Annotated in this window: 13 protein-coding genes; 7 read left to right on the forward strand and 6 right to left on the reverse strand. The window is 50.9% G+C overall.

All coding sequences use genetic code 11. The features are described from left to right. Positions 1 to 6: 6 nt before the first annotated feature. The 4 genes from fryC to ptsP are packed head-to-tail and all read left to right on the forward strand — an operon-like array spanning position 7 to position 5912. On the forward strand, positions 7 to 1254 hold the full coding sequence (gene fryC, locus EAS44_RS08145) for a PTS fructose transporter subunit IIC (protein ID WP_000985303.1): 1248 nt from the start codon (positions 7 to 9) through the stop codon (positions 1252 to 1254). 15 nt (positions 1255 to 1269) lie between these two features. Beyond that, positions 1270 to 2355 carry an aminopeptidase gene (gene ypdF / locus EAS44_RS08150; RefSeq protein WP_000173257.1) on the forward strand — a complete coding sequence of 362 codons (1086 nt, stop codon included), beginning with the start codon at positions 1270 to 1272 and terminating at the stop codon, positions 2353 to 2355. Next, positions 2355 to 3392 carry an aminopeptidase gene (ypdE, locus tag EAS44_RS08155; RefSeq protein ID WP_000366056.1) on the forward strand — a complete coding sequence of 346 codons (1038 nt, stop codon included), beginning with the start codon at positions 2355 to 2357 and terminating at the stop codon, positions 3390 to 3392. The genes ypdF and ypdE overlap by 1 nt, the downstream gene beginning before the upstream one ends. Positions 3393 to 3416: 24 nt before the next feature. Further along, a complete protein-coding gene (gene ptsP, locus EAS44_RS08160) occupies positions 3417 to 5912 on the forward strand; it encodes a phosphoenolpyruvate--protein phosphotransferase (protein WP_000955887.1) in 2496 nt (831 codons plus the stop codon). Positions 5913 to 5914: 2 nt separating this feature from the next. On the opposite strand, the gene ypdC is transcribed toward ptsP, so the two are convergent. From ypdC to ypdA, 3 genes are read right to left on the reverse strand one after another with little or no spacing between them, the layout of a single operon-like run. Next, positions 5915 to 6772 carry an AraC family transcriptional regulator gene (ypdC, locus tag EAS44_RS08165; RefSeq protein WP_000646822.1) on the reverse strand — a complete coding sequence of 286 codons (858 nt, stop codon included), beginning with the start codon at positions 6770 to 6772 and terminating at the stop codon, positions 5915 to 5917. A gap of 12 nt (positions 6773 to 6784) precedes the next feature. Next, complete coding sequence (gene ypdB, locus EAS44_RS08170; protein WP_001314031.1) at positions 6785 to 7522, reverse strand: two-component system response regulator YpdB; 738 nt, start codon at positions 7520 to 7522, stop codon at positions 6785 to 6787. A 14-nt stretch (positions 7523 to 7536) separates the two neighbouring features. Further along, positions 7537 to 9234, reverse strand: coding sequence for a two-component system sensor histidine kinase YpdA (gene ypdA, locus EAS44_RS08175; protein ID WP_000544377.1), 1698 nt, complete (start codon positions 9232 to 9234; stop codon positions 7537 to 7539). 376 nt (positions 9235 to 9610) lie between these two features. Here ypdA and alaC point away from each other — a divergent pair, with 376 nt between their 5' ends. Next, on the forward strand, positions 9611 to 10849 hold the full coding sequence (alaC, locus tag EAS44_RS08180; RefSeq protein ID WP_000785931.1) for an alanine transaminase: 1239 nt from the start codon (positions 9611 to 9613) through the stop codon (positions 10847 to 10849). Positions 10850 to 10913: 64 nt separating this feature from the next. Here the strand turns inward: alaC and ypdK are convergent, their stop codons facing one another. Next, the gene (gene ypdK / locus EAS44_RS08185) at positions 10914 to 10985 is read right to left on the reverse strand and encodes a membrane protein YpdK (protein WP_010723117.1); all 72 of its coding nucleotides are present in this window, start codon (positions 10983 to 10985) and stop codon (positions 10914 to 10916) included. Between the two features lie 355 nt (positions 10986 to 11340). Continuing rightward, positions 11341 to 12261: a kdo(2)-lipid IV(A) palmitoleoyltransferase gene (lpxP, locus tag EAS44_RS08190; RefSeq protein WP_000484022.1), complete on the reverse strand. Its 921-nt coding sequence runs from the start codon at positions 12259 to 12261 to the stop codon at positions 11341 to 11343. A 352-nt stretch (positions 12262 to 12613) separates the two neighbouring features. Between lpxP and yfdY the strand changes: the two genes are divergently transcribed. Then, the gene (gene yfdY, locus EAS44_RS08195; protein ID WP_000639874.1) at positions 12614 to 12856 is read left to right on the forward strand and encodes a YfdY family protein; all 243 of its coding nucleotides are present in this window, start codon (positions 12614 to 12616) and stop codon (positions 12854 to 12856) included. Between the two features lie 76 nt (positions 12857 to 12932). Here the strand turns inward: yfdY and ypdI are convergent, their stop codons facing one another. Further along, entirely contained in the window at positions 12933 to 13208 is a 276-nt protein-coding gene (ypdI, locus tag EAS44_RS08200; RefSeq protein WP_000867659.1) for a colanic acid biosynthesis lipoprotein YpdI, read from the reverse strand. 295 nt (positions 13209 to 13503) lie between these two features. On the opposite strand from ypdI, the gene yfdX reads away from it, so the two are divergent. Further along, complete coding sequence (gene yfdX / locus EAS44_RS08205; RefSeq protein WP_000825602.1) at positions 13504 to 14139, forward strand: YfdX family protein; 636 nt, start codon at positions 13504 to 13506, stop codon at positions 14137 to 14139. Positions 14140 to 14532 lie beyond the last annotated feature (393 nt).

Genomic DNA, 14532 nt, shown 5'->3' on the forward strand with positions numbered 1-14532 from the left:
ATTGTTATGGCCATTAAAAAACGCAGTGCAACCGTTGTGCATGGCGCATCCGGTGCGGCAGCGGCAGTTAAGAATCCGCAGGCCTCTAAATCCAGCTTCTGGGGTGAACTCCCGCAGCATGTGATGTCAGGGATTTCACGCATGGTGCCGACCTTAATTATGGGCGGTGTGATCCTCGCTTTCAGTCAGCTGATTGCTTATAGCTGGCTTAAAATTCCTGCTGATATCGGCATCATGGATGCTCTTAATAGCGGGAAATTCTCTGGTTTCGACCTCTCCTTACTTAAATTTGCCTGGCTGTCGCAATCCTTCGGCGGCGTGTTGTTTGGTTTTGCCATTCCGATGTTTGCTGCTTTTGTGGCGAACTCTATCGGTGGCAAACTGGCGTTCCCGGCTGGTTTTATCGGCGGCTTGATGTCTACCCAGCCGACGCAACTGCTGAACTTCGATCCCAGCATTATGCAATGGGCGACCTCTTCGCCGGTGCCGTCCACCTTCATTGGTGCGCTGATTATTTCTATCGTTGCCGGTTACCTTGTGAAATGGATGAACCAGAAAATCCAGTTACCGGATTTCCTGTTAGCGTTCAAAACCACATTTTTGCTACCGATTCTTTCCGCCATTTTTGTCATGCTGGCGATGTACTACGTCATCACCCCCTTTGGTGGCTGGATCAACGGCGGTATCCGTACCGTGCTGACCGCTGCAGGTGAGAAGGGCGCGCTGATGTACGCAATGGGGATCGCCGCGGCGACAGCAATCGACCTTGGTGGCCCGATCAACAAAGCGGCAGGTTTCGTTGCCTTCAGCTTTACCACTGACCACGTATTACCGGTCACTGCACGTTCTATCGCTATCGTTATTCCGCCGATTGGTCTGGGTCTGGCGACCATTATCGATCGTCGCTTAACTGGCAAACGCTTGTTCAACGCCCAGCTTTATCCGCAGGGTAAGACCGCGATGTTCCTTGCCTTTATGGGGATCAGTGAGGGTGCGATTCCGTTTGCACTGGAAAGCCCTATCACCGCCATTCCGTCGTATATGGTTGGCGCGATTGTCGGCTCAACCGCCGCAGTCTGGCTGGGCGCAGTGCAATGGTTCCCGGAGTCCGCTATCTGGGCATGGCCGCTGGTCACTAACCTCGGCGTCTACATGGCGGGGATCGCGCTGGGGGCAGTCATAACTGCGCTGATGGTGGTGTTCCTGCGTCTGATGATGTTCCGTAAAGGCAAATTGTTAATCGATAGCCTGTAAGAAGGAAAAATCCAGATGACATTACTCGCTTCGCTGCGTGACTGGCTTAAGGCACAACAACTGGATGCGGTGCTTCTCTCCTCACGGCAGAACAAACAGCCGCATCTGGGGATCTCCACCGGATCAGGTTATGTGGTGATTAGCCGTGAAAGTGCGCACATTCTGGTGGATTCGCGCTATTACGCGGATGTAGAAGCCCGCACGCAAGGTTACCAGCTGCATTTGCTCGACGCGATGCACACGCTTGCCACCATCGTCAGACAAATCATTGCCGATGAGCAGTTGCAAACGCTCGGTTTTGAAGGCCAGCAGGTGAGTTGGGAAACCGCGCACCGCTGGCAGTCCGAACTCAATGCGAAACTGGTGAGCGCCACGCCGGATGTGCTGCGGCAAATCAAAACGCCAGAAGAGGTGGAGAAAATCCGCCTTGCCTGCGGGATTGCCGATCGTGGCGCAGAGCATATTCGCCGCTTTATTCAGGCGGGAATGAGCGAATGCGAGATAGCCGCTGAACTGGAGTGGTTTATGCGCCGGCAGGGCGCAGAAAAAGCCTCTTTTGACACCATTGTCGCCAGCGGCTGGCGTGGGGCGCTGCCGCACGGCAAAGCCAGCGACAAGATTGTTACAGCGGGCGAGTTTGTCACTCTCGATTTCGGTGCGCTCTATCAGGGCTACTGCTCTGATATGACGCGCACCTTGCTGGTGAATGGCGAAGGGGTGAGCGCCGAATCTCACCCGCTGTTTAACGTCTATCAAATTGTCCTGCAGGCACAGCTCGCAGCAATCTCCGCGATTCGCCCCGGCGTGCGCTGCCAGCAGGTTGACGATGCCGCGCGCCGGGTGATTACAGAAGCCGGTTATGGCGACTATTTCGGCCATAACACCGGTCATGCTATCGGCATTGAAGTCCATGAAGATCCGCGTTTTTCACCGCGGGACACCACGACGCTACAGCCAGGTATGTTACTGACCGTGGAGCCAGGGATTTATTTGCCAGGGCAAGGGGGCGTGCGCATCGAAGATGTTGTGCTGGTTACCCCGCAAGGCGCAGAGGTGCTCTACGCCATGCCGAAAACAGTGTTGCTCACGGGAGAGGCATAATGGATTTATCGCTATTAAAAGCGTTGAGCGAGGCAGATGCGATCGCCTCCTCGGAACAGGAAGTGCGGCAGATCCTGCTGGAAGAAGCGGATCGCCTGCAAAAAGAAGTGCGATTTGATGGTCTGGGATCGGTGCTGATCCGACTCAATGAGTCGACAGGTCCGAAGGTGATGATCTGTGCGCATATGGACGAAGTGGGATTTATGGTGCGCAGCATCTCCCGCGAAGGGGCGATCGATGTGTTGCCGGTTGGCAATGTACGCATGGCTGCCCGCCAGCTTCAGTCGGTGCGTATCACTACCCGTGAAGAGTGCAAAATTCCAGGCCTGCTTGACGGCGATCGGCAGGGGAATGACGTCAGCGCCATGCGCGTGGACATTGGCGCGCGCTCCTGTGACGAAGTGATGCAGGCAGGAATTCGTCCAGGCGATCGCGTTACCTTCGATACCACTTTTCAGGTTCTCCCTCACCAGCGGGTGATGGGGAAAGCCTTTGATGACCGCCTCGGTTGCTATCTGCTGGTGACGTTACTGCGTGAGCTGCACGACGCCGAACTGCCTGCGGAAGTGTGGCTGGTGGCAAGTTCCAGCGAAGAGGTGGGATTACGCGGCGGGCAAACTGCCACCCGCGCGGTGTCGCCGGATGTCGCCATTGTGCTTGATACCGCCTGCTGGGCGAAAAACTTTGATTATGGCGCAGCTAACCATCGCCAGATTGGTAACGGGCCGATGCTGGTGTTAAGCGACAAGTCACTGATTGCGCCGCCAAAACTTATCGCCTGGATCGAAACCGTGGCGGCAGAAATTGGCGTACCGTTGCAGTCAGATATGTTCAGCAATGGCGGCACGGACGGTGGGGCGGTGCACTTAACCGGCACTGGCGTACCCACAGTGGTGATGGGGCCAGCAACCCGCCACGGACATTGCGCCGCATCGATTGCCGACTGCCGCGACATTTTGCAGATGCAGCAACTTTTATCTGCCCTTATTCAACGTTTTACGCGTGAGACGGTTGTTCAACTGACGGATTTCAGATGATCTCCTGATTAACCCGGAGCGGTTATGTTAACGATTCAATTTCTCTGTCCTTTGCCTAACGGTCTACATGCTCGTCCGGCGTGGGAACTTAAAGAGCAGTGCAGCCAGTGGCAAAGCGAAATCACTTTTATTAACCATCGCCAGAACGCAAAGGCCGATGCGAAAAGCTCGCTGGCGCTGATTGGCACTGGCACTTTATTTAATGACAGTTGCAGCCTGAACATTAGCGGTAGCGATGAAGAGCAGGCGCGGCGAGTGCTGGAAGAGTATATCCAGGTGCGCTTTATCGACAGCGATAGCGTCCAGCCGACGCTGGCAGAACTGACGGCGCATCCGCTGCCGAGTTCATTAAGCCGCCTGAACCCGGATTTACTGTACGGCAACGTGCTGGCAAGCGGCGTTGGCGTGGGTACACTGACCCTGTTACAGAGCGACAGCCTCGACAGTTATCGGGTGATCCCTGCGAGTGCGCAAGATTCCACCCTACTGGAGCACAGTCTGGCAACGCTTGCCGAGCAACTGAACCAGCAATTGCGTGAGCGTGACGGCGAAAGCAAAACTATCCTCAGCGCCCATTTGTCGCTGATTCAGGATGATGAATTTGCAGGCAATATCCGTCACCTGATGGCAGAACAGCATCAGGGGCTGGGGGCGGCGATCATCAGCAATATGGAGCAGATTTGTGCCAAACTTTCTGCTTCTGCCAGCGATTATCTGCGCGAGCGGGTCAGCGACATTCGCGATATCAGCGAACAGTTGCTGCATATCACCTGGCCGGAACTAAAACCGCGCAATAATCTGGTGCTTGAAAAACCGACCATTCTGGTGGCTGAAGATTTAACCCCAAGCCAGTTTTTGAGCCTCGATTTAAAAAATCTTGCGGGCATGATTCTGGAGAAAACCGGGCGCACCTCGCATACCCTGATTCTGGCCCGCGCTTCGGCGATCCCGGTACTGAGCGGCCTGCCGCTGGATGCGATTGCCCGTTATGCCGGGCAACCTGCAGTGCTTGATGCCCAGTGCGGCGTACTGGCAATTAATCCCAACGATGCGGTGAGCGGTTATTACCAGGTGGCGCAGACGCTGGCGGATAAACGCCAAAAACAACAGGCGCAAGCTGCCGCGCAGCTGGCCTATTCCCGTGATAAAAAGCGTATTGATATTGCGGCGAATATTGGCACAGCTCTGGAAGCCCCAGGCGCGTTTGCCAACGGCGCGGAAGGCGTTGGGCTGTTTCGTACCGAAATGCTCTATATGGATCGCGACAGCGCGCCGGACGAGCAGGAACAGTTTGAAGCGTACCAGCAGGTGCTACTGGCGGCGGGCGACAAGCCGATTATCTTCCGCACGATGGACATCGGTGGCGATAAAAGCATTCCTTACCTCAACATTCCCCAGGAAGAGAACCCGTTCCTCGGCTATCGCGCGGTACGTATTTACCCGGAATTTGCTGGCCTGTTCCGTACTCAATTGCGGGCGATTTTGCGCGCTGCCAGTTTCGGCAACGCCCAGTTGATGATCCCAATGGTCCACAGTCTCGATCAGATCTTATGGGTGAAGGGTGAGATCCAAAAAGCGATCGTTGAGCTTAAGCGCGATGGCCTGCGTCATGCAGAGACGATTACGCTGGGTATCATGGTGGAAGTGCCGTCGGTGTGCTACATCATCGACCACTTCTGCGATGAGGTCGATTTCTTCAGTATCGGCTCCAACGATATGACCCAGTATCTGTATGCGGTCGATCGTAATAACCCGCGCGTATCGCCGCTGTATAACCCGATTACGCCATCGTTCCTGCGCATGTTGCAGCAGATTGTTACCGCTGCGCATCAGCGCGGCAAATGGGTAGGTATTTGCGGTGAACTGGGCGGTGAAAGTCGTTATCTGCCGCTACTGCTAGGGCTGGGCCTGGATGAGCTAAGCATGAGTAGCCCGCGTATTCCGGCAGTGAAAAGCCAGCTTCGTCAACTGGATAGCGAGGCGTGTCGGGAACTGGCGCGTCAGGCGTGCGAGTGCCGCAGCGCGCAGGAAATTGAAGCGTTACTTACCGCGTTTGCGCCGGAAGAAGACGTTCGCCCACTGCTGGCACTAGAGAATATCTTTGTTGATCAGTCCTTTAGTAATAAAGAGCAGGCGATCCAGTTCCTGTGCGGTAACCTCGGTGTTAACGGGCGTACTGAACATCCGTTCGAGCTGGAAGAAGATGTCTGGCAGCGGGAAGAGATTGTTACTACTGGCGTTGGTTTTGGCGTGGCGATCCCGCACACCAAATCACAGTGGATCCGTCATTCCAGTATCAGCATTGCCCGGTTGGTGAAACCGGTTGACTGGCAGTCAGAAATGGGCGAAGTCGAACTGGTGATCATGCTGACGCTGGGCGCTAACGAAGGGATGAATCATGTGAAAGTCTTCTCGCAGCTGGCGCGCAAACTGGTGAATAAAAACTTCCGCCAGTCGTTGTTTGCCGCGCAAGATGCGCAAAGCATCCTGACGCTGCTGGAAACGGAATTAACCTTCTGACGTTAGCCCTGAAAACGGGCGCTGTACTCTCCCGGCGTCAGGCCAAACTGACGCCGGAAAACGCGACAAAAATAGTCGCTGTCCGGAAAACCGCAACGCTGTGCCACATCATGAATCGACAGATGATATTTCTGCAAAATCATCCTTGCCTTTGCCATTCGTACCCAGCGAACATACTCGATAAAACGCATTGTTCCATGCTGAGCAAACAGTTTTGACAGATGATTGGGCGTGATATTAAAAAACTGAGCCACGCTCTCGCGGGTGAGCGGCTGGGCATAATTATCCTGAACCCAGTTACAAATGCTGTGATAGAGAAAATCGCCGCGCGGCTGCGAATTGCCCGGCGGCATATTCACCACGTTACGGCAAAGATGCAGCAAACTTAACACCAGTGGCTGAATGATATTCTGCTCCAGCGGCGAACGGCTAAGATGGGTGAGGGCGGTAAGCATCGCTTCACCTTCGCCGCGTTGCAGGCTGGGAAGTTGGATCTGGCGAGCAGGATGTAACAACGACGTGGTGCGGCTATCGTAAAATGATAAGCCAAGCCAGGTCGGTGCGAACACCAGGCTTAACAGCATCACCGGTTTGTTGTTGACCGGTAAATTAGCCGCGCGTGCCGGAATAAACAGCATTTCTCCTTCCACCATACGTTGCTGCTTTGCTTCCAGCAGATTGCCGTATTCGCCGCGTAGCACGATATCCAGACGGGGAAAATCAATACATAAACTGCCCACTGGCAATGAGGCGGGGTGGCTGGCAAACCAGACGCGCCCAAGGAGTTGCGGGTTAAGCACCAGGCCGCTGAACAGATCGGCGAAAAATTGTTGATCGGCGGGCAAGCCTGGTGCTTTCATGAAAGTTCCCGATTACAGATGCATTAACTGGCGGAATTCTTTAACTTTGCTACGGCTGACCGGCACTTCAAAATCCAGATCTTTCAGCCGCAGAATGTAGGTGTTATTAAACCACGGTTCGATTTCGCGTATTTTGTTCAGATTGACACAAAATGAGCGATGGCAGCGGAAAAAATGCGACGGCGGCAGCTTGCTGCAAAACTCGGTAATGTTCATCGGCATTACGTAGGATTCACGCCGCGTATAGACAAAGGTCATTTTCTCGTGCGCTTCGGCGTAATAGATATCGTTAATTGGCGTGACGATGATTCGCTCATCTTTCACCAGATTAATGGTGTCATTCTCACGCGTTACCGTCGCGGCAGGTGTCGTACTGCTGGTCTGCTGTTGTTGCCAGGCTGCTTCCAGTTTTTGCAGCATCCCGGTAATGCGTGACTCCTGATACGGTTTGAGAATGTAGTCAAACGCTTCCAGTTCAAATGCTTCCACCGCATGTTCTTTCCACGCGGTGATGAATACAATAAACGGTTTATGGGCGAACTGGCTGATGTTTTGCGCCAGCAACACACCGTCCAGCGACGGAATATTGATATCCAGAAAAATGGCGTCGACGCGGTTATGCTGCAAAAACTTCAACACGTCCAGACCGTCGTCAAAGGTGCCGACAATCTCCATCTGGCTGTGCTCTTTAATTAGCCAGCTCAGTTCCTGTTGTGCCAGGAATTCGTCTTCAACAATGATGACTTTCACAATATCACTCCGGCTCAAAGCAATAAGGTAGCCTGTGAGGCGACTGGGGTGCGTTGGTTAGGAATGTAAAACGCAATTTCCGTTCCTGGTTCCAGGCGGCGGATATGCAGCCCCTCGCCATACAATAACTTCACGCGATGATGGACATTCAGCAGGCCAATTTTATTGCCCGGCATTTCGTTCGCTTCGACCCGCTCAATCACCTTTGGATCGATGCCGTGCCCGGTATCTCGCACCGCAATGCGTACCCGATTACCGCACTCTGCAACGCTGATGGTGACAACGCCTTTACCTTTGCAAGGCTGGATACCGTGGACAATGGCGTTTTCCACCAACGGCTGGATCAGCAGGCTGGGAATGCAGCAATTCACCTCTTCATCAATATCATAGATAACCGTCAGCTTGTCGCCAAAGCGGGCCTGCTCAATGGCAATATAGTCTTTAATTTGATACAGCTCTTTTTTGATATCGATTTGCTCATCGTCTTTTAATTCAATGTTATAGCGCAGATAGCGCGACAAATTAAAGATCAGCTGGCGAGCAGTATCCGGATTCAGACGGATTGACGATGAAATAGCGTTCAAAGCGTTAAACAGAAAATGGGGATTAATTTTGCTTTGCAGGGCGCGAAGCTCTGCCTTATTTGCCATTTCACGCAGCTGCTCAGCGCGCGAAACCTCCAGTTGCGTGGAGATGATTTGTGACAGACCGACCGCCATTTCCTGTAATGACGAGGTTATCTGATGCGCGTGGCAGTAGTAAATTTTCAGCGTTCCGGTCACAACGCCTTTCTCCCACAATGGGATCACCAGCATGGAATGAATCTCTGGTGTGCGGTGGGCTTCATCATTGTTTTTAATGATGATTTTTCCGTAATTCATCGCCTGTCGGGTAGTCGGGCTAATGAAGTCATCGCCATTCTGATAGTTGTGTTCACCCACGCCGACATAGGCCAGCACATGATCAGTATTAGTCATCGCCACCGCATCGGCGTGAATATCATCGCGAATAATTTCACAAACTTTGCGTAATGACTCGCTATTGACATGGCGAAACAGCGGTAGCGTTTTGTTGGCGATATCCAGCGCCAGCTTGGCCTGCCGCGCGGCGCTGGCCTCTTTTTCGCCCTCAACGCTTTGCACCAGCAGCACAATAAAGCCGATACAGACGCTACCGAGGATCATTGGAATCCCGATTTTAGAGACGATATCGATCCCCAATGCGGTAGTTGGTGCCCAGACAATCACCAGAATCATGGTCAACGTTTCACACAACATGCCGCCGAGAATACCGACGCGCCAGCGCTGTGCTTTGGGGATTTTCAGGTTGATCCAGCCCGATATACAACCCGCCAGAATGCTGGTGATAAAGCAGGGGATCGCCGTTACGCCGCCGATGTCAATTAAATAACGGTGAATACCCGCAATCACGCCGGTAATGATGCCCACCCACGGGCCAAACAGAATTCCGCCTGACATCACCGCGATAATACGTACGTTCACCAGCGAGCCTTCTACGGGAACGCCGGACCAGGTGCTGAACAGGGCGAACAGCGAGAAAATGGCGGTAACGGCGAGCAGCTCTTTCGGTGAGTGTGCCGACTTGTGCAACAGTTCGCGAAACAGGCGGATACGGATGAGAAAAAACAGGCAGATAAGCATTAACGCGGCCCGATCGAAGACCGCCAGCAGCATGTTGAATATTTCGTGCACGGGTGACTCTGAATAAGGATTAAACCTCTATGATAGGTAACCTGAAGGCTGATGACCAGCAGGCCGTTTTTGAGGAAAAACCACAATTTTAAAAGGGGATTGAAAGATAAATGGTGTATTAGCAATGCATCTCTTGATAATGCACATCTGGTTGGTAAATTTATTGAAATTATAATGTTAATAAAATGAGTGGTAATTTTCTTGTTAGCGTAGATAAATTTCCTGTTTTTGAAGTGGAGTTCCTCATTTAAAGCCATTGATAAAAATGTTCTAAAACGCTGGACAGACAGAAATTAATCAGGCTATTTTCAAAACAGCCACCATCGTGGCGACGTCGCTCGGACGGTCCGGGCGCTAACGTTAATCTGAGGAAATTATGGCTGACACTCGCCCTGAACGTCGCTTTACGCGTATTGATCGTCTCCCGCCCTACGTTTTTAACATTACCGCTGAACTGAAAATGGCTGCGCGTCGGCGCGGCGAAGATATTATCGATTTCAGTATGGGTAACCCGGACGGTGCGACTCCGCCGCATATCGTCGAAAAATTATGTACGGTGGCCCAGCGCCCGGACACGCATGGTTACTCCACTTCACGCGGCATTCCGCGGTTACGTCGCGCCATTTCCCGCTGGTATCAGGATCGCTACGACGTTGAAATCGACCCGGAATCAGAAGCCATCGTCACTATTGGTTCGAAAGAGGGCCTGGCGCATCTGATGCTGGCGACACTGGATCACGGTGACACAGTGCTGGTGCCGAATCCAAGTTACCCCATTCATATTTACGGCGCGGTGATTGCCGGGGCGCAGGTACGCTCAGTGCCGCTGGTGGAAGGTGTCGATTTCTTCAACGAACTGGAACGCGCCATTCGCGAAAGTTATCCGAAACCGAAGATGATGATCCTCGGCTTCCCGTCGAACCCAACCGCGCAATGCGTGGAGCTGGAGTTCTTCGAAAAGGTTGTGGCGCTGGCGAAACGCTACGATGTGCTGGTGGTCCACGACCTGGCCTATGCGGACATCGTCTACGATGGCTGGAAAGCGCCGTCAATCATGCAGGTGCCAGGTGCACGCGACGTGGCGGTCGAGTTCTTTACGCTGTCGAAAAGCTACAACATGGCGGGCTGGCGTATCGGCTTTATGGTCGGTAACAAAACGCTGGTCAGCGCGTTGGCACGTATTAAAAGCTATCACGATTACGGCACCTTTACGCCGTTGCAGGTGGCGGCTATTGCGGCGCTGGAGGGCGATCAACAGTGCGTGCGCGATATTGCCGAACAGTACAAACGCCGCCGTGATGTGCTGGTGAAAGGGCTGCATGAAGCGGGCTGGATGGTCGAAATGCCGAAGGCTTCGATGTATGTCTGGGCGAAAATCCCGGAACCGTATGCTGCCATGGGCTCGCTGGAATTTGCCAAGAAATTGCTTAACGAAGCGAAGGTCTGTGTCTCTCCAGGGATTGGCTTTGGCGACTACGGCGATACGCATGTGCGCTTTGCACTGATTGAAAACCGCGACCGTATTCGTCAGGCGATTCGTGGGATTAAAGCGATGTTCCGTGCCGACGGTTTACTACCTGCCAGCAGCAAACATATTCACGAAAACGCGGAATAAACACCATCGCCAGAAATGCAAACAGGAGCCTGATGGCTCCTGTTTTTCATTGCACAGTTTGCTTTTAGATCATCAGGGCAAAAGTACCGGCCCAAACGATGACCATAAAAGAAATGCCCATAAAGAAATATTTCACTTTACATCTCTCCGCGTAACTACTGTTACGCCTGAATGACTTTATTACACCTGATACAGTGAGTTGACACCGGGCAAAACGACCTTAAACGTCCTGTATTTTACCGTGGGCATCATCCCAGAATTCTGAGCTAAACTGCTCGAGACGGCGCTAATGTACGCCTAAAACTGAAACGAGACAAGAGGCATTTTCTTATTTACTTTTAGTAACTTACAGGTGTCTCATATCGGCGACAGTTTAATTTCTGACGGTAATAATTAGATATTCAGCGAAGGAAAAAACCTTAAGAAAAAAGCCATAAAAACCATGAGGTTATTATGGCTGATTTGAGGAGGGAAAGAGTGAGAGCCGTTTGTTAAATGTATAACGACGATTCACCCACCGGGCGCGTTTTAAAGCGACGGTGGATCCAGAGGTACTGCTCCGGTGCGCGCATGATCTCTTTCTCGATAATCTTGTTCATATAGGCAGCGGCTTGATTTTCATCTGTCGGGTAGCCTTCCATCTCTGGGGTGATGTACAAACGATATCCGCTGTAATCCGCTTTTCTTACCATCGTTACGGTCAACATGGCTGCGCCAGAGAGACGAGAGAGGACATAGGTGCCATTGGTTGTGGCGACATTTTCCACCGCAAAGAACGGCGCGAAGGAGCTGCCTTTACGACCATAATCCTGATCGGGAGCAAACCATACCGCTTCACCTTTCTTCAGTGCACTGACAATACCGCGCAGATTATTTCTGCCGATCATCGCTTTGTTAGAGCGCATGCGACCACGGGTCTGCACCCATTCCATCAGCTGATTATTATGCGGGCGATAGGTGGCCATCATTGGTTGGCAAAGTCCCATCACCCGACCGCCCAGTTCCAGCGACATAAAATGGACGCCGACAACCATTACGCCGCGATTTTGCATTTGTGCGCGTTTAAGGTTATCCAGCCCTTCCACATCAAACCATTTACGTACGCGACTGTCGGGCCAGAACCACGCCATGCCGGTTTCTACCAGCGCCATGCCGAGTGAACGAAAGTTTTCGGCAATCATCTTCTCGCGCTCTTTCGCAGAATGCTGCGGGAAACAAAGTTCCAGGTTTTTACGGGCGATAGATTCACGACGTTTCAGGAATGGTCGCGCCATTGTGCCGATACGCGTGCCGAGAAAGCAGAGAACAGGATAAGGAAGCTGTACCCAAAGCCAGAGTACACCAAGCCCAAACCACGTGAGCCAGTAGCGAGGATGCAGAAACTCGCGGGAAAATTTGCATTTTGGAAACATAGTTACCTTCTGTAGATACGAATTGTTGTATCGCAGAAGATTCCATGTCGACAGCGGTACACTCAATTGATTAGGCCATCATGTACGACAATGGTTCCTGTAAAGAGTGTAAAGACTAGTCAGGACATAACCACGAGGAGCATGAATGCGGTATCTGTACTTTATCACTCGCTGACTGCTTTCAGCTACTGATTATTAATCGTGCAAAGTAAAAAGTTTTCCGCACGCAATAGCGTTGCATTTAACTTGCTGTTTTCATTGATGCTTAGCAAAAATTGCCAGAGGTTAAGGATTGTCTTACTATTAAAGTGACTGAAGTTACAGGTTTTTTAGCGCGGCAGGAGGTTGAGCTATGATTTATTTATGGATGTTTCTCGCCCTGTGTATTGTCTGCGTAAGCGGATACATCGGTCAGGTACTGAACATGATATCGGCGGTCTCTTCTTTCTTCGGCATGGTGATCCTCGCTGCACTCATTTACTACTTCACCATGTGGTTAACTGGCGGTAATGAACTAGTGACGGGGATATTTATGTTTCTTGCCCCGGCTTGTGGCTTGATGATTCGCTTTATGGTGGGGTATGGCAGGCGATAGTGGGTCAGGATGGCTCATTTGGGCAGGTGTTCACATCAGCATCAGACATGATTGTTCACCTGCCGTGTGACAGACGCTATCGCACAGGATGGATAAGATAATTCGCCTTTGTCGGAAAAGGGGGCGGAATTTCTTCTGTGAGGTTTAATGGTGGCGCATCTTCTCTCATTTTTAACAAAATCGCCTGTGATGGCTGAATTTTTGTAGAGTGAGTTGTCGTCATCGCTGACGTTTTTTCTGTCTCTTTATAGCTCGCCTCACTACCACCACCAGAAATAGAAAATGCAAAAACATTGCATGCCATAATAGAGACCAATAAAAATAAGCTAAAAAGCATTAAGTTTACTTTCATAGAAAGTTATCCTGAAAATGGTTCACTGAAAACCTACGACGTTATTGCTGTATTTACATATAATTAATCAGTATTTACATCGATATAATAAATGACATCTCTTTTTGGTATATAAGAATAGTTCTCTGTGACAGGAAGCATATTCCTACAACTGTAAGACTAAATGCCGCTTTGCGATAATAACTACAGTTGTAAGATAACCCTTTCAAAATGTCCGTTGCTCTCTGATTTCTCATTTCATGCTCACCCAATATGATGGCGGCGTTTTCTAAAACTGTTAAAGAATGAGGTAAGTATGAAACGTTTAATTATGGCTACGATGGTCACAGCAATTCTGGCATCTTCAACTGTATGGGCTGCTGATAATGCACCGGTAGCGGCACAACAGCAAACTCAGCAAGTTCAGCAAACCCAGAAAACGGCAGCGGCAGCAGAGCGTATCTCTGAACAAGGTTTATATGCGATGCGTGACGTGCAGGTAGCGCGCCTGGCTCTGTTTCATGGCGATCCGGAAAAGGCAAAAGAACTGACCAATGAAGCTTCCGCTTTGCTGTCAGATGATAGTACCGAATGGGCAAAGTTCGCTAAGCCAGGTAAAAAGACCAACGTCAATGATGACCAATATATTGTCATTAATGCATCTGTCGGAATTTCTGAGAGTTATGTAGCAACCCCCGAAAAAGAAGCCGCGATAAAAATTGCCAACGAAAAAATGGCGAAAGGGGATAAAAAGGGTGCAATGGAAGAGCTTCGCCTGGCCGGTGTTGGTGTAATGGAAAACCAATATTTGATGCCGCTTAAACAGACTCGTAATGCACTTGCTGATGCGCAGAAACTGCTTGATAAAAAGCAATACTACGAGGCAAACCTGGCGCTTAAAGGTGCGGAAGATGGAATCATCGTTGATAGCGAAGCACTGTTTGTGAACTAAACCTGACAGGCAATATATTGAGGTAAAGGATTTAACTCCCTCCAGTCGACAATTTTTTATGACCACAATACGACAGGTTGTGGTCATAAAATTATTTGGCGCTCGCGGTTCTATAAACTCGCATTTTATCTTCCTCAAAGTAAACCGCAATAATCCCATATTATCACAAATCATTTGTTATGTTATATTTTATGGTACGCTTTAAATAGTGTAATCATAACCTTACTTGTAAATCACTGACACTTCTTACAGTTGTAAGAATAACATCACAAATGTCGCGGCTCTCTCTGATTACCGCGAGCCAATATTTATTATATTCTTCTTTTCGTCCTCACTACTTACCATGCAGAAAGGAATTGGAAGTAGCGATGAAATGATTTTCAGCACTTGATA

Source organism: Escherichia coli DSM 30083 = JCM 1649 = ATCC 11775 (assembly GCF_003697165.2).
In the GTDB taxonomy this organism is placed as follows: Bacteria; Pseudomonadota; Gammaproteobacteria; order Enterobacterales; family Enterobacteriaceae; genus Escherichia; species Escherichia coli.

Excerpts from the sequence above, each read along its gene's own strand:
- lpxP (WP_000484022.1), bottom strand. The coding sequence starts at position 12,261 with ATGTTTCCAAAATGCAAATTTTCCCGCGAGTTTCTGCATCCTCGCTAC.
- fryC (WP_000985303.1), top strand. The coding sequence starts at position 7 with ATGGCCATTAAAAAACGCAGTGCAACCGTTGTGCATGGCGCATCCGGT.
- alaC (WP_000785931.1), top strand. The coding sequence starts at position 9,611 with ATGGCTGACACTCGCCCTGAACGTCGCTTTACGCGTATTGATCGTCTC.
- ypdC (WP_000646822.1), bottom strand. The coding sequence starts at position 6,772 with ATGAAAGCACCAGGCTTGCCCGCCGATCAACAATTTTTCGCCGATCTG.
- yfdY (WP_000639874.1), top strand. The coding sequence starts at position 12,614 with ATGATTTATTTATGGATGTTTCTCGCCCTGTGTATTGTCTGCGTAAGC.
- ptsP (WP_000955887.1), top strand. The coding sequence starts at position 3,417 with ATGTTAACGATTCAATTTCTCTGTCCTTTGCCTAACGGTCTACATGCT.
- ypdI (WP_000867659.1), bottom strand. The coding sequence starts at position 13,208 with ATGAAAGTAAACTTAATGCTTTTTAGCTTATTTTTATTGGTCTCTATT.
- yfdX (WP_000825602.1), top strand. The coding sequence starts at position 13,504 with ATGAAACGTTTAATTATGGCTACGATGGTCACAGCAATTCTGGCATCT.
- ypdF (WP_000173257.1), top strand. The coding sequence starts at position 1,270 with ATGACATTACTCGCTTCGCTGCGTGACTGGCTTAAGGCACAACAACTG.
- ypdE (WP_000366056.1), top strand. The coding sequence starts at position 2,355 with ATGGATTTATCGCTATTAAAAGCGTTGAGCGAGGCAGATGCGATCGCC.